This is a genomic window from Gordonibacter faecis (assembly GCF_030077735.1).
In the GTDB taxonomy this organism is placed as follows: Bacteria; Actinomycetota; Coriobacteriia; order Coriobacteriales; family Eggerthellaceae; genus Gordonibacter; species Gordonibacter faecis.
Map to the genome: position 1 here is coordinate 47,386 of NZ_JASJEU010000005.1, position 20,594 is coordinate 67,979.

Annotated in this window: 18 protein-coding genes; 2 read left to right on the plus strand and 16 right to left on the minus strand. The window is 61.6% G+C overall.

Features of this window, described 5'->3' with window-relative positions:
* Window positions 1-2: 2 nt before the first annotated feature.
* The 12 genes from QNJ86_RS02610 to QNJ86_RS02665 all read right to left on the minus strand — a co-directional run bounded on the left by QNJ86_RS02610 (window position 3) and on the right by QNJ86_RS02665 (window position 14,135).
* Complete coding sequence (locus tag QNJ86_RS02610) at window positions 3-1,019, minus strand: slipin family protein (protein ID WP_283831021.1); 1,017 nt, start codon at window positions 1,017-1,019, stop codon at window positions 3-5.
* A 5-nt stretch (window positions 1,020-1,024) separates the two neighbouring features.
* Window positions 1,025-1,507 carry a GntR family transcriptional regulator gene (locus tag QNJ86_RS02615; protein ID WP_283831022.1) on the minus strand — a complete coding sequence of 161 codons (483 nt, stop codon included), beginning with the start codon at window positions 1,505-1,507 and terminating at the stop codon, window positions 1,025-1,027.
* Window positions 1,508-1,520: 13 nt separating this feature from the next.
* Window positions 1,521-2,495 (minus strand): NrfD/PsrC family molybdoenzyme membrane anchor subunit, encoded by a 975-nt coding sequence (gene nrfD / locus QNJ86_RS02620; protein ID WP_283831023.1) that lies wholly within the window; start codon window positions 2,493-2,495, stop codon window positions 1,521-1,523.
* Between the two features lie 279 nt (window positions 2,496-2,774).
* Window positions 2,775-4,004 carry an NrfD/PsrC family molybdoenzyme membrane anchor subunit gene (nrfD, locus tag QNJ86_RS02625; RefSeq protein WP_283831024.1) on the minus strand — a complete coding sequence of 410 codons (1,230 nt, stop codon included), beginning with the start codon at window positions 4,002-4,004 and terminating at the stop codon, window positions 2,775-2,777.
* 17 nt (window positions 4,005-4,021) lie between these two features.
* Complete coding sequence (locus QNJ86_RS02630; protein ID WP_283831025.1) at window positions 4,022-4,651, minus strand: 4Fe-4S dicluster domain-containing protein; 630 nt, start codon at window positions 4,649-4,651, stop codon at window positions 4,022-4,024.
* Entirely contained in the window at window positions 4,651-7,122 is a 2,472-nt protein-coding gene (locus tag QNJ86_RS02635; protein WP_283831026.1) for a molybdopterin-containing oxidoreductase family protein, read from the minus strand. Before QNJ86_RS02635 ends, QNJ86_RS02630 begins: the two co-directional genes overlap by 1 nt.
* 284 nt (window positions 7,123-7,406) lie before the next feature.
* On the minus strand, window positions 7,407-7,811 hold the full coding sequence (locus QNJ86_RS02640) for a GntR family transcriptional regulator (protein WP_283831027.1): 405 nt from the start codon (window positions 7,809-7,811) through the stop codon (window positions 7,407-7,409).
* 103 nt (window positions 7,812-7,914) lie between these two features.
* Complete coding sequence (locus QNJ86_RS02645; RefSeq protein WP_283831028.1) at window positions 7,915-8,880, minus strand: slipin family protein; 966 nt, start codon at window positions 8,878-8,880, stop codon at window positions 7,915-7,917.
* A gap of 84 nt (window positions 8,881-8,964) precedes the next feature.
* Entirely contained in the window at window positions 8,965-9,894 is a 930-nt protein-coding gene (gene nrfD / locus QNJ86_RS02650; protein ID WP_283831029.1) for an NrfD/PsrC family molybdoenzyme membrane anchor subunit, read from the minus strand.
* A 112-nt stretch (window positions 9,895-10,006) separates the two neighbouring features.
* Window positions 10,007-10,666, minus strand: coding sequence for a TorD/DmsD family molecular chaperone (locus tag QNJ86_RS02655; RefSeq protein WP_283831030.1), 660 nt, complete (start codon window positions 10,664-10,666; stop codon window positions 10,007-10,009).
* 219 nt (window positions 10,667-10,885) lie between these two features.
* The gene (locus tag QNJ86_RS02660; protein WP_283831031.1) at window positions 10,886-12,457 is read right to left on the minus strand and encodes a DEAD/DEAH box helicase; all 1,572 of its coding nucleotides are present in this window, start codon (window positions 12,455-12,457) and stop codon (window positions 10,886-10,888) included.
* A gap of 352 nt (window positions 12,458-12,809) precedes the next feature.
* On the minus strand, window positions 12,810-14,135 hold the full coding sequence (locus tag QNJ86_RS02665) for a helix-turn-helix domain-containing protein (RefSeq protein WP_283831032.1): 1,326 nt from the start codon (window positions 14,133-14,135) through the stop codon (window positions 12,810-12,812).
* A gap of 421 nt (window positions 14,136-14,556) precedes the next feature.
* On the opposite strand from QNJ86_RS02665, the gene QNJ86_RS02670 reads away from it, so the two are divergent.
* Entirely contained in the window at window positions 14,557-15,252 is a 696-nt protein-coding gene (locus QNJ86_RS02670; RefSeq protein ID WP_283831033.1) for a DUF3800 domain-containing protein, read from the plus strand.
* A 201-nt stretch (window positions 15,253-15,453) separates the two neighbouring features.
* On the opposite strand, the gene QNJ86_RS02675 is transcribed toward QNJ86_RS02670, so the two are convergent.
* The 3 genes from QNJ86_RS02675 to QNJ86_RS02685 form a co-directional block, all read right to left on the minus strand.
* Window positions 15,454-17,106, minus strand: coding sequence for an ABC1 kinase family protein (locus QNJ86_RS02675; RefSeq protein WP_283831034.1), 1,653 nt, complete (start codon window positions 17,104-17,106; stop codon window positions 15,454-15,456).
* A 39-nt stretch (window positions 17,107-17,145) separates the two neighbouring features.
* The gene (locus QNJ86_RS02680) at window positions 17,146-17,556 is read right to left on the minus strand and encodes a phasin family protein (RefSeq protein WP_283831035.1); all 411 of its coding nucleotides are present in this window, start codon (window positions 17,554-17,556) and stop codon (window positions 17,146-17,148) included.
* 177 nt (window positions 17,557-17,733) lie between these two features.
* A complete protein-coding gene (locus tag QNJ86_RS02685) occupies window positions 17,734-18,765 on the minus strand; it encodes a DMT family transporter (RefSeq protein ID WP_283831036.1) in 1,032 nt (343 codons plus the stop codon).
* A gap of 232 nt (window positions 18,766-18,997) precedes the next feature.
* On the opposite strand from QNJ86_RS02685, the gene QNJ86_RS02690 reads away from it, so the two are divergent.
* Entirely contained in the window at window positions 18,998-19,888 is an 891-nt protein-coding gene (locus tag QNJ86_RS02690) for a LysR family transcriptional regulator (protein WP_283831037.1), read from the plus strand.
* Window positions 19,889-19,930: 42 nt separating this feature from the next.
* Here the strand turns inward: QNJ86_RS02690 and QNJ86_RS02695 are convergent, their stop codons facing one another.
* Window positions 19,931-20,587, minus strand: a complete 657-nt coding sequence (locus QNJ86_RS02695) for an HAD family hydrolase (protein ID WP_283831038.1) — start codon at window positions 20,585-20,587, stop codon at window positions 19,931-19,933.
* Window positions 20,588-20,594: the final 7 nt, after the last annotated feature.

The following is a 20,594-nucleotide window of genomic DNA, read 5'->3' on the forward strand; positions in this document are numbered from 1 at the left end:
GTTTAAGACTGCGGAGTTTTGTTGGTAATGTCTTTGGTGTCGCCGAGGACGTCGCTGAAGCCTTCGCTGAAGCTGCTGGGGACTACTATGGTGCCGCCGGTTTCGCGGACGCTTTCGTAGAGAAGGTGCATGGCGCGCAGGCGCAGGGCGGCATCGTTTCGGGCGTAGGTGTCGCCGAGGTCTTCCATCATTTCGCAGATGTCCTGTTCAGCCTCCATAAGAATGATGCGCGCCTTCTTGCGCTGCTCTGCTTGAGCTTCAAGCGACATCACGTCTTGCAGCTCCTTCGGCAGCAGAATGTCGCGCACTTCCACCGACAAAATGGTGATACCCCAGGGGGCCACCTTCTCTTCCAGCACGCGCTTGAGTTCGCGGTCAAGCTGCTCGCGGCGGATGGCCACCTCGGCCACGCCGGCGCGACCGATGGCATCGCGCAGTGCGGTTTGGGACGCCAGCTCCACGGCGCGCGTAAAGTCCCCCACCTCGGTGCAGGCGGCTTTCGCATCCCACACGTGCCAAAACAGCACGGCGTTCACGTCGAGGGGCACAAGGTCGGCCGTCAGCGTTTCCTCGGCACCGAACGTGGTCACACGCACGCGGGTGTCAACCCGCATGGTGTTCTGCTCGATGACGGGCAGCGTCCAGAAGAGGCCGGGGCCGCTCACGCGGTTGAACGCGCCGAGTCGCAACACGACCACCTTCTCCCACTGCTGGGCTACGTGTACGGCCATGGTCACCAGCACGGCAGCCACCAACGCGCCAACAACCGCGCCCACACCGATGCCGCCGGCAAGTATCTGCACGCCAGCCAGCACCACGCACAGCACCACGATGAACACCACGGCCGAGAACAGCAGCACGCCCGCATTCGAGGCACGCTCGCCTACAACCTCGGTGTTCGCGTCGGGCACGGTGCGAAACGTGCGGCTCCCGTGCGCCAGTGCGCTTTCCGCCTGCTCGTATGCCGCTGCCCTCGCGGCGGATGCTGCGCCGTTTCGCCCGTTGTTTCGGCTGGTCATTGCCCTCACGCTCCCGTCTGCGAAATGCGTCCAGCCGGCGCCGGAGCTACGTCAATTTCCACAATGCGTCCGACGCCCGTGGAGGCATCGGCCGAAGCGCCGCCGCGCTCGTGCTTCAATTGCTTAATCTTGCGCGCCATACACTTCTGGATGTCGTCAAGCGACAGCCCCAGGTCGCGGCAGGCCGCCACGCAATCTTCCAACACGCCGTCGACCCCCTTGGTATACTCGTCGTCGATCTCCGCGTCCAGGTCGCGCACGAACACGCCGCGCCCGCGCGTCGACTCCAAGTATCCGTCGGACACCAGGCTGAGGTAGGCTTTGTTCACCGTGTTGTAATTGATGGATATCTCGCTGGCCAGCCCGCGTACCGTGGGCAGCTGATCGCCCGGCTTGAAATACCCGGAGTTGATCAGGTAAATCAGCCGCTGCCGCAACTGCACCCACAGGGGCACGTCGGTTGTGGTATCCACTTCGAAGGGGAACATGGGTCAAGCCTTTCTAGCCGGTTGCCATCGCGATGAGCGGGTGCAACCCCGCCTCCACCACGCAGTATCTGAGCGCGAAACCACCAACAAGCACGCACGCGGCCGTCGTGAGCGCAAGGGGCGGACACGAACGGCGAATGTAAGCGAACGCGCAGTCAAGCACCAAGGGAATCACGAGGCCCACCAGCACAAAGCCACCCCAGAACACCCAGGAGCCTTCGCTATACGCGAGCGTCTGGGCCGATGCCGCGAGGGCGTGAGCCGTGGCGGTGTCGGCAAATTCGCCACCAGTGCCGGAAAGCGCCATAACAAGAAACGTAGCGGTAGTAGCAGCCTCAAGCACAATCACCAGGACATCGGCAAGGGCCAAGCGGCGCAGCACGGAGCGAAACGCCTGGGCTGAGCCCGTGAACTGGGATGTTGCGAGCACCAAAGCAACGCCACACGAAAGCGCGGAAAGCACGAACAGCACGGGCAGCCACGGCGTCGCCCACAGCGGCACGGCGCGCAGGCTCTGCAACAGCAGCCCCGCATATGTCATAACGGCAAGTGCCACCAGCGCAAGCACTGCTTCAAGCACCCGCACAAGCGTGAAGCTCAACCCGCGTGCATACCCGCCCCACGCAAGCACACACACCAGCGCAAGCACCGCACACACAACGAGCGCCCACGCGCCAACGGCAAGAAAGGAGAACGAGGGGCTTACCAGCAGCAGCAAAAGCCGATCGGCGCGACCCACATCAGCCAACAGGCACACCACCCCCAACACCAGCGCGACCAAAGCCGCCGTGTAGCTGGGAGCGAAAAAACGACGATACGAATGGGGAACGCAAAGAACGGCCCGCCCCTGCCGCGATGCGCGCCCCGGTTCCCGGGGCACCGTCACACACACGCGCGGCGCCAGCAACCCCAGCACCGCAAGAACGAAACATGCGCCCGCACCCAAGCCGCCCAGGAAGAGGTAGCATACGATCAACGGACCAAGCACACTGCCCCCTCTCCGATCGCCAGGCGCGCGTCACCAGGGACACGCGACGCTGCTAAATTATCCTAAGACAATCTTTCTGCCATTGTAGGACATTTTCCCAAGCAGCGCCATCAACAGTGTGTCAGCGTTCGCGCCACACAGCTTTCAACCCTCGCCCGCACATAGACAAAGGGCGCTCACACCGCCGGCATGAAGCACAGCGGTTGAGCGCCCTTCGGCACAACGGAGGCGCGCCTCAAAAAATGGAGGGGATGGGTCGGCGCGTTCCGAACGAATGGGTTAGTGCACGTCCTCAACGGGCGGGCGCAGCGGCAGGAACTTCAAGCCCACGAGCAGCAGAAGCGCGCCCAGGCCCACCACACCCAACACCACACCAAACTCAAGCGGCGAAGGCGTATACACCATGCCCTGATAGGCACCCGCCATACCGCCGGTCCAGTCAGTCACTGTCAAGGAACTCATCGGTGCCGCGTAGTCGATGTTCGGAATTTGGAAGCCGCCGACCAGCAGCTGCACGCGCTTGCAGAGGATGCCCACGATGGCAAGCAGCGACGCAACCACAATGAGCGGGTTCGTGCGCAGCTTGGGCACAAAGCACACCACCGCAGCCAGCGCGCAGCCCACAATCTCAACCCAGAAGAACGGGGCAAGCGGGCCGGACACCAGCATGGTTACCACCTCGGCACCGCTGCCACCCGGAAAGCCAGCGGTCAGCAGATCACAGCCGAAGAAGTACAAGTCTACCAGCACAAACGCGCCCAGCATTTTCACGAGCTTCACCACATACGCCTGATCGAGCTCAAGGTAACCCACGCGGCGCAGCGCAATAACCACCACCAGCACCAAAGCCGTGCCGCACACGAGAGCGCTCGACACGAACCACGGGGCCAGAAGCGCCGTGTGCCAAAACTCGTGAGCCTGCTGCAGCCCGAAAATCCAAGCCGTCACACTGTGCACAAGCACGGCACACACAAGCGCAATCACGCTCACCACGCGCAGCGCCGTATTCGACACCTTGCCCGCCTCGGCGCGCAGGGTGGCCCATAAATACACAATGGACAGCACCAAGTACGTAGCCAGCACAATGATGTCCCACATCAAAGGCGAGCCCAGGTTAGAATACGCGAACAACTCCCACAGGCGCAGCGGCTGCCCCAGGTCAACCACCACAAACCCAATAGCCAGCACGGTACAGCAAATGGACGTCCATACGGCCACCTTCGAAATGCCGCCGAACCCCTTCATCCCGAACGCGCGCGGCACACTCGAAATGATGAGGCCACCGGCCGACAAGCCCACCAGGAACATAAACATGGTGATGTAGAGGCCCCACGAGTCCAGGTTGCGCATGTTCGTCTGCACAAGGCCGCCGGTCAACTGCATTATCCACAAACCAATACCCGCAACCGTGACCACCGCCGCCACGGCGATACCAAGGTTGAGCCCCTTGCCCCCGAATGTGGCAGCAGAAGCCTTGGCGGCCTTCGCCGCCTGAGTGTTCTCAGACATGATTGTCTCCTAATCGCCTAGACGAGATAGTACACAGAGGGTTCCGTGCCGCGGTCCTCAAGCAAGCGCATATGCTCCCGCTCGCGAATAAGCCGCGAAACCTCGGAGTTGGGGTCGTTGAAATCACCCCAGAACCGGGCATAGGCCGGGCACCCGTCAACGCACAGCGGGTTCTCCCCTTTCGCCAAGCGGTGCCAGCACATCGTGCACTTCTCTACCACGTGCTTCTGGTGGGCGGGCGCGTCGGCATCCCCCATAGTGTGATCAACCGAATACTGCGGCTCTTCCCAGTTGAACGAGCGCACACCGGTGTAGGGGCAGGCCGCCATGCACATGCGGCAGCCGATGCACTTGTCGAAGTCCTGGCGCACAACGCCCGTCTCCGGGTCTTTGTAGGTGGCACCCACCGGGCACACTTTTACACACGCCGGATTGTCGCAGTGCTGGCAAGCCATCGGAATGAACGTGCGCGAGGCCGCCTGGTACGAACCGCCGAACGCGTCGATGCTTTCTCCGCCGTCGGTCAGTATGCGGTTCCACCACAGGCCGTCCGGAATGTTATTCTCACTTTTGCACAGTACCGCGCAGGTGTGACACCCGACGCACTGCTTGGTGTCAATTACGAATCCGAATCTCTGAGCAGCCATTATTTGCTCCCTCCATCCCACTTACGCACTTCGACGCACGTATCGCTGAACGATGAGTTCACCGCAAAGGGATCCATGTGCAACGAACACAGCGATGCGAGGTCCCCCGCTTTGTACTGACGACCTTGCAGGCCCTTCGGGTACTGCAGCATGCCGGGACGCTTGCCCGCGTCGAGCACCACGCGCGCCACGCCACTGCCGCGATCGTTGAACACCTCAACGTCGTCGCCATCCTCGATGCCGCGCGCCTTTGCGTCCTCGATATTCATGCGAACGATGGGGCCTCGTTCAATCTCATTGAGCCACACGCCATCGAAACCACCGGTGTGGAAGCGGCCGCGCGAATGCTCGGGAATAAGGATGAGCGGATACTTCTTCATGGTTTCCGTCTCCGGCCACGCCTCGTGGGGCGGGAAGAAGCGCGGCAGGCGCTCGGGTGCCACGTCCAAGTCAAGTCCCAGGTCAACGCGCGGACGCGGCTTCTCGCAGTAGAACTCAACCTTACCCGTGGGCGTGTAGTACTTCCCGTCCTTATAGGCCACGCCCGCCGGAATGTAGCGCATGTCCTTCTTCTCGCGCAGCGCATCAAGCGTGATGCCCTGGGCTTTCAGCGCAGGGAAGTCCAGCTGTGCGCGCAGCCACGACTCGTCGTCGCCCTCGAAGTACTTCCCCACGCCCAAGCCCTCGGCGAGAAGTTTCGCCACCTGCAAGTCGGGCTTCGCCTCGAACGCCGGCTCGACAATCTTCGGCGCATGCTGCATGTGGTAGGACAGCGGCGAGCCGTACACGTCCTCAACCTCGTAGTAATGCGCGGCGGGAAGAACGATGTCGGCATAGAGCGCCGAATCGGTGAAGGCGACGTCAAGACACACGATGAATTCCAGCTTGTCGATGATCTCGGCAATGAGCTTATTCTTGTCCGGCCTGCCGCCGACGAACGCCGACCCCCTGATGTAGAGCGACTTGAACGGCGGGTACTTCTTACCCTTAAACATACCCGTTTCCATAACCTCAGGAAGATGAAGCACGGGGATGGTGGTTGTGAACGTACCTGTTGGGAACAGGAATTGGGCATTGCGCATACCCATGAACGCCGTGGCCTGAACACCCGCACCGGGCTTGCCCACCATGCCGGTGACCGCAAGCAGCAACCCCAGGCCCGAGCCAAACTGCAAGCCGTTGTCGTAAGCCTGCAATCCAAGGCCGAACATGTGGGAGACAGGGCCTTCCGTGGCCAAGCGGGCGAGGCGGCGAATGTCCTCGGACGACAACTCAACGATGTCCGCCACCGTCTCGGGCTTGTACTCCTGCACGCTTTCCACCATGAGGCTGTAGGCGGTCGTCACCTTGATGCCGGCAACAGTCCACGAGCCCTCAAGCGCAGGGTCGGTCGATTCGGCAGACGACATCTCCTTGTTGGCCGCCGCATCCCACACCACCGGCGGGTCAATGATGGTGGGCTTACGCGTTTGCGGATTGACGGGACCTTCGGTGGGCGCAACGCCCAGGTCGCTCATCCGCAAAAATTCTTTCGTGTCCTCGCGCACGAGGAAGGGGCCCACCGTGTCGCGCTTCAAGTACGCCACGTCGTGCAGGTCTTCTTCAATGATTACCTGAACCATCGACAAAATGAGCGCCGGGTCCGATCCGGGACGCAAAGCGTACCACTCGTCCGCGTGCGCGGAAACCGTGGTCTCGTTGGGGTCAATCGAGATAATTTTCGCGCCTTGCTTTTGCGCTTCCATCAGGTAGCGCCAGCGCTGCACGTAGGTTTCGGAAAGGTTGTTACCCCACATGAAAACTGTTTTCGCGTTGAAAATGTCCTCTTCGAACGGCTCGTTTCCGGGCGCGGTCATGATGCCCGTTGCAGGGTTGCCATACACGCGATGCAAGCCGTGATACACCGCCCAGTCGGCGCACATTTCCACGTTCGTGAACTGGAGAATGTTCTCTAAACGGCTGGCACCCGACACGGTAAAACGCGCGCCCGACGAGCCGGTGCTCACAAGAATGGACTGACCGCCGAATTCATCGATGTAGCCCTTCCACTTCTCCGTGATGGTGGCAATGGCCTCGTCCCACGAGATGCGCTCCCACTTGTTTTCGCCGCGCTCGCCGACTCGCTTCATGGGGTACTTGATGCGCTCCTGCGAATACATGCGCTGCGGAAGCGAATAGCCCTTGAGACAGGGACGCCTTCCGAACAGGGCATCGGGGTCGGGCGACACCTTCACAGCGCGCCCGTCGCGCACCGTCACGTTGTAGTTGCATGAGAAGCAGCCGCCGAAAAAGCACCTGCCTGGCATGACCTTTTCTCCCGCATCGGCTGCGCTCGCGCCGGAATCTGCCGCCAGTGCCTGCATGGCCGGCAACGCGCCTCCCGCCACCGCAGCCGCGCCTGCTACGGCGCCGGTTGTTTTGAGAAAACTCCGTCGTGTGAGCCCGGCATGCGGACTTTTCGTTCCTGACATTGCTCCTCCTCGAAGATTCGTCAGGATATCCCCTGTTCGCCATCCTACAGGAATATCCCCCGTACGTACCTGATAAGAATTGGCCAAATCCTTTCTTGTCACATTATCACAATGTCTTGCGACAATCAAACGATCAGACTAATCTAGTTTGGGAATAGAGCGAGGGGAAGTTGGCGAAGAGGTCACACAAGCGTGCGAAGATTGTTGGCACATTCTCCGCACCATATGCGGAGAATATCGGCGAGAATGTGCGCGAGATCAGTACGGAAGGACGGGGTGGCGGGCTACTTCGCCCCTACCATTTTCCTCAGGGCGAGGCGGGCTTCCACGAAGCTGAGGATGTCGTCTTCGCGCATGCCGGAGTTGGCGCAGGCGCGGATGAGGTCGTCTGCCAGCAGTTCGAGGGGGGTGTCGGTGGCGCGGGCGGCTCCCACCTCGTGGCGCTCGGCGACGAAGGTGCCGCGGCCCTTGCGCGTGGTGATGTAGCCGTCGCGCTCCAAGTCCATATAGGCGCGGTTCACGGTGTTGTAGCTGATGTCCAAGTCTACCGCCAGCGCGCGCACCGTGGGCAGCCTATCGCCCGCAACGTACTCCCCCGTTCCAATGAGGTAGGCAATGCGGTTCTTCACCTGAATCCATACCGGCAGGCCGCTGCTGTAGTCAATTTCGAAGGAATCAAGCGGGGTCATAGGGGCTTTCTCTCAGTCGGGCGATTATCATTCCATGATAGCAGACGCACATCGTCGCAGATGGCTATCGGGGGCAGGTTCGCGCAATCAACAAGGCTGCGCGTCATCGTGGCTCGCCTTCCACCGCGCGGGCGGCCGCGTCGGTGAAGCCGTCGGACAGCGCGCTTGGCACGGTAACCACCGCACCCTTCGACTTCTTCACAGTGTCGTACTGCATGAGCATGGTGCGCAGCTTGAGCGCGGCGGCGGGGTCACCGTAGATGTCGGCGGCTTCGCGCAGCATCTCGGCGAGGTCGGCCTCTGCGCCGGCTACGGTCATGCGCGCGTTGCGCTCGCGGTCGGCCTGGGCCTCCAGCGACATCACTTCTTGCAGCTCATCGGGAATGATGATGTCGCGCACCTTCACCGAAATGATGTCAACGCCCCAGTTCGCGGCCTCTTTCTCGATGTCGCCCTTAATTTCGGCATCCAGCTGGTCGCGGCGCAGCGCCACCTCGGCCACCGTCGAGCGGCCCACGGCCTCGCGCATGGCCGTCTGCGCGAGAAACGACACGGCGGCATAGTAATCTTCCACCTCGGTGCACGCACGCTCGGCGTCGCGCGCCACCCAAAACAGCACCGCGTCCACCGTCACGGGAACAAGGTCGGCCGTGAGCGTTTTCTCGGCGAAGAACGGCGTGGCGATGGTGCGCTGATCCACGCGGATAGTGCCGTGTTCAATGATGGGAATGGTGAAGTACAGCCCCGGCCCCACCACGCGGTTGAGCACGCCGAACCGCAGCACAACCACCTTTTCCCAGGACAGTGCAATGTGCGTGCACGACACCACCAAAAGGGCCACCACCAACATAACCGTGAGCGCGCCTGGCCCAATGTGTCCCGTGAGCAAAAACGCTACCGCCAGCACAACAGCGCACGTTGCGATGAACACCGCCATGCTGAAGATGACCGCGCCGTTGCGCGACGACTTGCGCGGCACATACGACGTGGCGGCGCGAATCTCAGCCTCTTTGTCGGTGAGCTCGTAGGGCGCGTCCTTCGTCACGCGCTCCGGTTTGCGTGGTTTCATGCCTTCGCCTTTCACTTCCATGGCGGCCTTGTGCGCGTGCGCCGGCGCCTCGCTGGTGGCGTGCGCTGCGCGGGCGGGCCGCCCTCATTCCATCATCAGGCCAAACAGTGCCTCCGGCATCTGCGTTACGTCGTAAGCCGCAGCCCCCGTCAGGGCGAAGCGCAGCGCCAGCCCGCCTGCCGCCAGCAGCGCTGCAATCCAGAGCAGCTGCGTACGGCTGTTGCCGTGCGTGAGAAACCGCTCCAACACGAACGGGCCCACGAGGCCACCTGCCACCACGCCGCCCCAGAAAAGCCAGCGAAGGTCGCCCGCTATCAGCGCTTTTGCCGCCGGTGCCGTGCCTTCCGCCGACAGGCCCCACACAAGGTAGACCACTAAACACAGCGCCTCCAGCACGATGAGCACCCCATCGACGCGCGCGAGGCGCGCAAGCGGACGGGCGAACGGACGGCGCGCCTCCACGAACACCGCACCCATAAACGCGCACGCGACACCACACGACAGCGACGAGAGCGAGAACAGCAGCGGTAACAGCGGCGTCTGCCAGAACAGCACCGAGGCCAGCCCCTGCAAAAGCACGCCGGTGTAAGCAAGCGCCACGAGGCCGGCGGCTGCGCCTAAGGCGGATGCCACAAAGAGGGCCGTCGGTTTGACGCGCGGTCCATCGAGCAGTTCCGTCAGCGCGAACGCGCCCGCACAGACGAGCGCGGCCGCCAGGGCGTAGGCCCCCACTGCGATGGCCGAAGGGGCCGGCGACATCACCAGGTTCAGCAAGCGGTCGGGTCGTCCCAGGTCAAAGAGCAGACACAGCACGCCGAGCGCCATCGTGACGAAACACAGCGGCCAGGCGCGGACAAAGAACTCGTCGGGCAATGCGAAGGCGCGTTCAACGCGTGAGATAACGCGTGGAGGATAGGCGAAGCGACGGCGGGCGTTCGCCGCCTCAAGCGCCGCAAGCACAACGAGCGCCCCCGCGCCTGCGCCGCCGAGGAAGAGATAGCATGTCGTCAGCACGCCAAACACGTCCGCTTTCGCCCCCTGCCCCTTTGCGTTGACCTGCTCGCACCCCTATTGTCGCAATGTAACAAGTCATAGGTATTATAGCACCGGAAAAGGTGCACAGCGGTTAAGACAAAAGGTGCGCTTGGGCATCCAACAGAGCGCTGGCGAGGGCGGTCAGGCCGTCGTAGTAGCCGCCGGGGCGTTCGGCAGCCACGCGCTCGTGGAAAGTTGCCGCCCAGGAGCGCGGGCGTTCCTCCAGGTAGGCGAGCACTTTCGCCGCACCCTCGGCGGCATCGGAGGCGTTCGCGCCCCCTTCGAGCGCTTCCGCCCGACGGCGGCACAACTCGGACAGCAGCAGCAATTCAATGCCCAGGTGGTCCTCATACTGGCGATTCTCGTTGCACAGCTCTAGGCCCGCTCCGCGCAAGAGCGCGCGCATGGCGAAGGTGGCCTCGCCGAAACCGACGGACGTGCCGCCGTTGCGATGCATGGTTTCCCAGGGAGGAACGGCCGGCGAGGGCGGGCCAATGAACAGGTGAGTGTGTTCAACCGCCGCGCGCTGGACGGCCTCGTCCTCGGGAAGCGCGGCAGCTCCGCGCGCGTAAGCGGCACACGTTTCGATGGCGCGGGTCACCTGCACATCGTCGAAGTTGGGGAACTCCTGCCAAAACGCCGGGTCAATGCCTACGTGCGGCGTTTGTGTCAGGGGCGTCAACAGCGAGTTTCCCACGAACGCGTATGCCTCGGCAAACGTCTGCCACGCCTGCGCATCTACCTGTGCCATCGAGTACATCCTTTCCCACGTCGTCGCCCGCCACCTGCGTGCGCGGTGCGGATTCAGTCCCGCACATAATACCGCACACGCCGAACTCTACTTACCGCAAAGCTGCCACGCGCTTTCTACGACCGCTTACGGCGCCACCCGTTGCCAAAGCGAAAAAACAGTGGCGACCCCGAAAGGTCGCCACTGTTACCTACTACTATAAGTGCGCCGGTGAGAGGCTTAGTACGTCTCAACCTGCTCGCGCTCGGCCGACTTGGCGAAGCGGCTGTAATCGTAGCCACCCTCGCTCTTCTTGGAGCGCTGCTTCTTGGCGGTTTGCTTGCCTTCGGCCTTGCGTCCCTGGTCGTAGCGCGCCTCGGCGCTGCGGCCACCCGGCTTGCCAGAGCGGTAACCGCCCTTACCTGCGCCGGCCGGCTTGCCGGCACCTTCGAAGCGCCTCGTACCCGCGCCCTCGGAACGCTCGCGCGAACCAGCGCTTACACTCGCGCCAGCGCCAGAACCAGCGCCGCCACGCGCGTGCGCCGGCTTCCCACTGCGGCTCTCGGAAGAACGGTAGCCGCCCTTGCCGGCAGGACGCCCACCCTGCTTCGCGTAATTCTTGCCGTAACCCTTCGAACCGCCCTGCTTCGCGCCACCCTTCTTCGGCTTGATAACCGCCGGGTCAAGCTCGTAGGTTTCCAGTTCCATGAACGGAATGTCCTTGCCGATCAGACGCTCAATATCACGCAGCGTGCGGCTGGTCTCGCGCGTCACGAACGAGATGGCGTAGCCCTCTTCGCCCGCGCGGCCCGTGCGGCCGATGCGGTGGATGTAGTCCTCGGGCATGTCCGGCAGGTCGAAGTTGATGACGTGATCCACGTCGGGCACGTCGATGCCGCGCGCCAGCACGTCGGTCGCCACCAGGATGGACGTCTTGCCGCGGCGGAAGTTCTCCAGCGCGCGACGGCGAGCACCCTGCGACTTGTCGGAGTGGATGGACTCGGCGCGATAACCGGCATCGCACAGCGCCTCGGCGCAGTCCTCAGTGCGGTTCTTCGTGCGGGCGAACACGATAACGCGCTCGGAGCCCTTTTCCTCAAGCACCGCGCGCAGCAGCTCGGGCTTGTCGTAGTTCTTGATGGGCATCATGTACTGCGCCACCGTTTTCGCCGTTTCGCCGTTGCGGGCAACTTCCACGATGGCCGGGTTGTTCAACAGCGAACCCAGGTTGCGCTCGATGGAGCGGTCGATGGTGGCCGAAAACAGAAGCGTCTGACGGCAGTCGGGCGTGGCGTCCACAATGGTGGTGACGTCGGGCAGAAAGCCCATGTCAAGCATGCGGTCGGCCTCGTCCAGCACCAGCACCTGCACGCTGCCCAGGTCCACGACGCCGCGTTTCATGAGGTCCTTCAGGCGGCCGGGCGTGGCAATGAGCACGTCGGTACCGCCGCGCAGCTCTTTGATCTGCGGGCCGTAGGGCGTGCCGCCGAACACCGTGGTGACGAAGTGGCCGGTCTTGCGCGAAATCTGCATGCACGTGCGGGCGATTTGCTGGGCGAGTTCGCGGGTGGGGCTTACCACCAGCACGCGCGGGGCGCGGTTGCGGCCCTTGGCGCGCGGAAGCGTGCTCAGCGTAGGCAGCAGGAAGGCGGCCGTTTTACCGGTGCCGGTGGAGGCGGCGGCAATGAGGTCGCGACCTTCCAAAACCAGCGGAATGGCCTGCTCCTGCACGGGGGTGGGGGCATCGTAGCCCAGACGCTCAACAGCTGCGAGCGCAGCCGAGGATAAGCCGAGGTCGGCAAAATGAGACATAGAGTATTCCGTTTCTCTTCGACGGGCGCCCGCACCCTGCGGCTCGCTACCGTGTGTGCACCCGCTCCTGCGGCGTGCGTGTGCGCTTGACTCGAGCCGCTTTCTGCAATCTGTCGGCGGCATTGGTCGATGCGCGAAGAGAACCGAGAAAGAATTTCGTGTGAAGCGACTGCCTAGTATGGGGGTTTGTGCGGCCGATCGGGTCGGAAACTTTGCGAAGTGGGGTGGTTGTGCGGGAAACTCCACAACTGGTGGGGCGGGTGAACGGCGTACGCGAGGCGTTGGGGAAAGGGGGCACGAAGCGCCGAGGGAAAGAGGCGGCACGCGCGGTGCGCAGCCGCCTGCCGCGCGCCTACTGACCCGTTGACGAGGGGTTATTCCCCACCGCTTCCGCCTCTGCTTCCACCTCAATGGGCGCTGCTGCCGCGGCGTCTTTGGCGCGCTTGCGACGGCGCCACCAGCGAGAGAGGCTGTGCACAAGCCACTCCACCAGCGGAATGGTAAGGAACGACACCCACGCGGGGTGCCACGCATTCTCAACGAATGCCATGTAGAAGAACCAGGCCGTGACCAGGATGGGATACGCGCCCGCGACGAGCGGTGCCAGACGCTGCCGCCCGATGGCGTGACCCACCATGTAATACAGCGGAATGGTGAAGAACAAAAACAGCCCTAGGCCCCACGCGTCTTGGAAGATGCCGATCAGCAGGTAGGCCAAAATCACGATGAGCGGATAGGGGAACTTCACCCACGATTTCTCGAACGCGCGCAGGTAGTGCTTGCGAACGGGGATGCTTTTTCCCACTTCAGGGCCGTATTTGGCGCGAGCCGCCTCCAGCGTATCGAAGCGCTCGCCGCACACCGTGTAGCCGCAGGGTTCGTCCCAGCGACCCTCGTGGATATGGCCGTAGCCGTACCGGTCGTGCGCGTCGCGCCAGTCGTCAAAGTGTTCGCCGTTGATAACCACGCCGTCGCCGTCGATGATAACCTCGTTATCGCCGATGCCTTCCGCGCTGGCCCATTCGTGCCCCTGAGCGTGTTCGCGGGCGCGACGTTCCTGGCGCTCGGCCGCGCGATCTGCCCGGCGCTCCTCGCGCGAACCTTCCTTCACATGGATGCCATCCCAGCCGACGTGAACCTCGTCACCCTTCTTGCTTTCCTTCACGTGAACGCCGTCGCGCCACGACACGTGCACGTAGTCATCGCCATCAAGCACGTGGATACCGTCGAAACCGATGTGCACCTTCTGCTTGGCGGGGTCAGACGCGCTGGCGGGCTGGCTTTCTTCTGCGTCCGGCGCCGCGCCCGCAGGAGCTGTCGCGGCTTCGGTGGCGGAGTCGGTGGCACCGGGAGTCTGAGCCGCAGCGGACGAACCAGCCGCAGCAGCGGGCGCAGCAGCCTGCGGCCCCGCCTCCCCCGTTGCGCGCTCAGCGGCGCGGTCGGCCGCTTCAAACGTGACATCGTCCTTGATGTCATCGCCCACATACAAAAGCTCATCGAGCGACACGCCGTAGAGTTGCGCGAGCGCAATAAGGTTGTCAGTGTCCGGCGACGACTCCGAGCGCTCCCACTTCGACACCGCCTGTCGCGACACACCCAACTGCGCCGCCAGCGCCTCCTGCGACAACCCCGCCTGCCTGCGCCGCGCCGCCAAGCGCTCAGCAATCTCCACGTTCATGATCCGTGCCCTTTCTTCGTTACCTCCATCATAGCCTACCCCTAAGCCTACGGTTGCGAAGAAAAGGAAGCGACCACTTCCAGTTGGAATTTTCCGCAACTATTGATTTCCTGAACATATGTTTGCACTAGCACACTTGCCTGTGAACTGGGATTTTACTTCTACTTATCTCGGAAATTTCGATATGGAAGACAATATCGGATATTGAAAGGATATAAAAGGGCATCAGAACCAGACACCGCCAGACTTATCAATTTATATAAATTATGACGTATAGATTAGTTTGATGATCTTTAAATAAAAGTTTAAGATAGGTCAAAATTGCCAAAGCAAGAGAACCAGTATTTAGCAGAGAAAGCAATGACAACAACAAACTAGCGAGGGATCCCTCTCCCGATACCCGAACAAAGGAAAGGCCACCATGGGCGCACGTTATTACATGTATTTAGATGAAGCAGGCAACTTCGACTTTTCCCAAAAAGGATCGAAGCACTTCATCATGACGTGCGTAGTCATGAGCCGCCCCTTTAAACACGTACAGGAACTTTCGTCAGTCAAATATGACTGCCTGGAAGATGGCATTGACCCCAAGAAGTGCAGAGACGCTCATAAATTTCACGCCACAGAAGACAAACAGGCGGTCAGGGATGCCGTGTTCAATGTTATTGAAAAACACTTGAACGACATTTCGGTTTACTCAGTAATTATTCGAAAAAACATGACAAACCCAGCTATCAGAGATCAGGCGACTCTTTATTTGAAGGTATTTCAGTGGCTTGTAGGATTTGTATTTAACCAAGAAAACCTCGAAGATGCAGACAGCGTAGTTGTGATTACAGACAGTATCCCTGTAAAGAAAAAGCTAGGTGACCTACGAGGTGCGCTGAAGAAGTATATGAACGGATGTCTTGCAGAGAAGAATATACCTTACAAACTTTATCATCATAGATCGGAAAGCGATGTAAACCTTCAAGTAGCGGACTACTGCTGCTGGGCTATCCAAAGAAAATGGGAGCGCGGCGATGCAAGATCATATGAGATCATACAAAGCGCAATCAAGGGCGAAGGCGATCTATTCAAAAATGGAGATACGGTCTATTACCGCTTCGAAAAATGACCAACCCACCTATCCTCTTTCAAGGAAGAACCCAGGGGTTCTTATCAGCGGGCTGGAACGTAATTAAAGTTTAGCAGATCGCAACCACTAATGTGTGAAGATTGGCAGACAACTAGATGAAAACGCTGTGCATGCAGCCTCCCTTGAGAAAACATATTGCTTGCATTTGATCCTGCTGATCAGGGAAAACAATGACATACGTTACTTTCGTCGGGCTATGTCTACTACTACCCAGATGCTCAGGACGGCGGCGCCGAGGTAGCCGAAGAAGGCGAGGACGGGGACGCCTAAAAGGCGCGGCTCCATGCCAGAGAGGGCCAACATGCTGGAGCCGATGAACAGGCCCGCAATGATGATGCCGATAGTCAACCTATTCACGATGGTGCCCAGGTGCGTGAGCGGGGCCTCGCTTCCCAGCACCTCGGTGTTCACCTTCAGCTGGCCGCGGGTGAGCATTTTCAGCGCCTCGCCGGAGTACTGCGCCGCGTCGAGCGAACCCTTCGTCGACGAGCGCAGCGCCAGCGCAAGGTCTTCCATGGCGGACACCAGTTCATCGCGCGGGTCTTTCGTGCGATTGATGTGCGCGTTGATGATGGACACCACGTTTTCGTTCGGAATGAATGGCGCGATGGTGCCCTCCAGCGTCACGATGCCGCGCGAGACACTGGTGATGGACGAGGGCAGCGTCACCTTGCACGAGCGCGTCAGCATGAGAATGTCGTTCAGGAACTGGCCGATGTCGATGTCCCCCACGTCGCACGAGCCGTAATCCTCCAACAGTAAGTCCAGGTCAGCAAGGAAGCGCGTGTGGTCGATAGCCGCGTTGTCCTTCGCAATGGCAAAGGACATAAGCGCGTCTTTCAGCTCGGTGGAGCTTTGCATACCCACGGCCTGAATGATGTTGCCGAACCCGGCGCGGTCGCGCGGCGACAGGCGGCCCATGATGCCCAGGTCGATGTAGACTATTTTGCCGTCGCGCACGAGGATGTTGCCCGGATGCGGGTCGGCGTGGAAGAAGCCGTGGTCGAGAATTTGCGTGGCGTAGTTGTCGAGCACCTTCTCGCCGATTTCCTCCAAGTCGTAGCCGGCGGCTTGCAAACGGCCGGTCGCCAGGATGGGAATGCCGTCGATGTACTCCATGACCAGCACGTATTCGCCGCACAGCTCCGGATACACCTTCGGGCACTCAATGAATGCCACATTCTCGTTCAGCCGCGCGAACTCTTGGAGGTTCGCCGCTTCGCGTGCAAAGTCGGTTTCCTCAAGGAAGGTGGCCCAGAGTTCCTCCACCACATCGCGCAGATCGAGCATCTGCTCGTCTTTCATGAAGCGCGAGGCTTGCCGCGCCACCATGCGCATGATGTCGATGTCGAGCGCCATGGTGGCTTTCACGCCCGGGCGCTGGATTTTTACGGCCACGGTTTCGCCCGTGACCAGGCGCGCCTTGTGCACCTGCGCAAGCGACGCCGACCCGAGCGGCGTGGGACTGATGGCGTCGAAGATGTCGCCCTGGCGCTCGCCGTAGATGTCGTCGAGCGCGGCCAGGATGCGATCGAAGGGCAGCGGGTCACACTCCATCTGGAGTTTTTCCAACTCGTCGCAGTAGGCTTTCGGCAGTATTTCCGAACGGGTGGACAGTGTCTGGCCAATTTTCACGAAACTGGGGCCGAGGTCTTCCAACATGGCGCGGAATTCCTCAGGCGCGAAGCCTTTGAGGAAGTGGTGCTTTTGCAGGATGCCGTAGATTTCCTTCAGCCGGCGCGTGCGCGTTTTGCGGCTGAGATTGAACCGCCCTTCGGGGTCGATCTCCGCGCCGGAACTGAAGAAGTATTTGAGCAGCGTGTTGTCCGCCATGGGCTGGTCGCGCCGTGCTTGAGTTGCCAGATGCGGGCGCTAGACGCCGGGCGTTTGGGCCGCGGTGGTAGTGCCGCACGCGGGCGCGTCGGGCACGGGTTCTGACGTCTTTACCTCGGAAGCGTCGCCCACCTCGGCTTGCGCCGCGCTGTCTTCGGCAGCCTTCGCGTTCGCCTTTGCCGCAATTTCGGCGGCTTTCGCGGCGAACTCCGCACGTTCTTCGGGAGTCATGACGGCCATGCGGGCCTCCAGCGCGTCGTAGCGCACAGACGCCGCCAGGTCGTCAGCCTTGTGCTTGAGCTCGGAATTTATCTGCTTGCCCTGGTCAACCGTGAGTTCGCCCTTCGTGATGAGCTGATCCACCAGGTCCTTCGATTTCTCGGCGGTGATGGCCATCGCACCGATGCCCGCCAGGAAAATGTCTTTGAATCCGTCGCCTATGGTTGCCATAAGAGCCTCCTTCGTCGCGGTTCGGCCCGCCAGCGCGCAGCACCGGCCGGCCTCTTCTCTCCATGATGCACCAAAACGCCCCAAAGGGCAATGCGATGAGCCAGTTTGTCGAGAAAAGGGAACGGCACGGCAACACGCGCGCGAAGTGCGCGGGATGTAGCGGGGTGCGGAAGCTGGCTAGGGGCGTTCGTAGGCGCGCTGAGGCTGGGACGGTGTGAGGTGCGGCACCGTGAGAGAGGCGGATGTCGTGGCGTCAGCGAGTGCCGAAAGCGGCTCCAAGGCGGGAGCGGCGAGTGCGGCGGCTTCTTCTCCACCGCGCGCAGCGGCCTCGGCGCGCCCGTCGATCCAAGTTTCGGCGATAACGCAAACGATGATAAGGGCGGCACCGGCCAGGCCCACAGCGGTCAGCGTCTCGCCCAGGATGCCCCAGGAGAACAGCGCCGTGAAGATAGGCTCGCCCGTGAGCAGCATAGATACCGTGGCGGAGGGCAGGCGAGTAAGTGCCATGTTCTGCAACGCGAACGTGAGGCAGGTGCTGGCGATGGCGAGGAACACCACCGTCCCCCAAGCGATAGGCTGCACAGCGGCCACGTTGAGGGGCTGATCGAACAGGAGCGCACCGGCAAGCGACGCGATAAACGTCACGAAGATTTGCGTGCCCGACACCGTGACCACGTCCATGCGCGCGAGCCCGCGCTCGCCGAACACGAGGGCACCAGCCAGCGACACTGCGGTCAGCAGGCCGCAGAACTCGCCCAGGCCGAACGTGAACGAGCCGCCGCTGGAGCACAGCAGGTAGAGCCCCACCACGACCGCCGCCTGGAAGGGCAGGTGCACCAGGCGATAGCGGCGGCGCAGCACGATGGCCGCCAGAATGGGCGTGAACACCACGGGCAGCGCCATAAGAAAACCTACATTCGTGGCTGTGGTCAGGTCTAACGCAATGTTGCAGGAAAGGTAGGACACCGCCATGCACAGCGCGGCCGGCAGCCAGTCGGACAGGCGCGCGCCCTTGAGTCCGCGCACCATACGAGGCCCGAACAGCACCGCAAACACAAGCGCAGCCAACCCAAAACGCAGGGCCATACACCACAGCGGCGAAATGCTTTCGTAGGCGAGCTTCGTGATGGCACTGCCCGACCCGAAAATGATGGTTTGCAGCACCACACTAGCGATGCAGATTGCTCGTATGTCCATCAATCGGGACACGCCCGCCTCCTTTTAGTGCCTGGGCGCTGCGGCAAGCAGCACAGAACATCCGACCTCATCCATGCGGGGCGGTTGATTCTCTGGAATGGATTTCTTCACATGGTATCCGTTGAGTGAATGAAAGTAAAACGAGAGTTTCTTTTTGAGATTTCAAGAAGTACTTGTTAATGGAGGTGGCAAAGCCTATGGTGGAAGGAGCATGCGGCGTGGATGATGGCGAACGGAGGCTCTGGTGAGCAACCAAAAGTATGAGGCGTTTCTCAAGGTGGCTGAAACCGGCAGCTTCAAGGAGGCCGCGCGCGAGTTGGATTACACGCAGGCCGGCGTGAGTTACCTGGTGAACGCGCTGGAGAAAGAGTTGGGCGTACCGCTGTTGGTGCGCGAGTACGGCGGCGCGCGGCCCACGGCCGAAGGCGCGGATTTGCTGACGTACGCGCGCGACGTCGTGAACGCTGAGCGGCGGCTAGCTGCGCGCCTGGCCGACCTCCAGCACCTCGAGGGCGGTTCGGTGCGCGTGGCCGCGTTCACCAGCACGGCCATCCAGTGGCTCCCCGGCATGGCAAAGGAGTTCTTGCGGAGACATCCCGCGGTCGACCTTGACATCGCCTGCATCGACGACCAGGCGAAACTCGAAGAAGCCGTGCGCCGCGGCGACTTCGACTGCGGCTTTGCGGTGCTGCCCGTTAAGCGCGGTCTGGAGGCCGTGCCGCTGGCAAGTGACCCCATGCTTATCGCGGTATCACCCGATCACCCGCTGGCTGCTGCGAAGCACTTCCCTGCCGCAGCGCTTGCCGCGGAACCCTACATACGACTGGAAAGCGGCGAAGATACCGAGATGGACGCCGTCTTCCGCGCCAACGCCGTGGAGCCACACGTGCGCTTCTCCATCACCAGCGACTACGCCGCTATGTCACTCGTGAGCGCCGGTCTGGGCTTTGGCGTGCTTCCCTCCCTCATCGTAAAAGACGCCCCGTTTCCCCTGGTAACCATGCCACCCGAAGTCCCCGTCAACCGCGAAATAGCCCTCGTCCTCCGCTCCGAAGCAACAGCCAGCGCCGCCGCCAGGGCATTCGTCGAAGTAGCGCAAGAGTGGGTGAGGAAAGTAGCGCCTCGCACCAGGTGAGCGCTCCCGCTCGCGCTCCCCTGTGCGAGGCGCTTGGCTCTGTTAAAGTTGTTCCATCAGCGCAGGTAGTTCGCTGATAGTTTTACATTCATAGGCGGGGTGTTCGGCGCAGAGGACTTCTGCGGGGAACATGCCCCAAAGGGCGGCTACGGTGACGCAGCCAGCGCCGTTTCCGGCTTGCATGTCAAAGGGGCTGTCGCCCACATAGACACACTCACTTGGATCCAACCCCAAAAGCTCACAACCGTGGCGTACCGGGCCCGGATCGGGCTTGTGGGTGGGCCAATCGTCGGAGCCCACCACGAAGTCGAACGCGTCACACAGTTCAAACGTGGACAAACCATGCAGCGCAGGCTCGTGACGCTTTGAGGTAACCACACCCATACGGTAGCCCCGTTTGTGCAGTTCATCCAGCACTTCCTGCGTCCCCGGGAAGATGCGAATCAGCTTGTCATGCACGCTCGCGTTGTACTCGCGGTACACCCGACACAGCTCGTCGTGGACGGCTTCGTCGTCGGTGAAATCCCACATCTGCGTGTTGAGGGGCTGCCCCACCTTCGCCATCAGACGCTCGTCGGGAATGGTACAGCCCAGCACTTCGCGCACCGTGTGGCGAAACGAGTCCAACAGCAAATCGTGCGTATCGAGCAACGTGCCGTCCAAATCAAACAGAATTGCCTTGATAGTGTTTGTCGACATAGCCGTC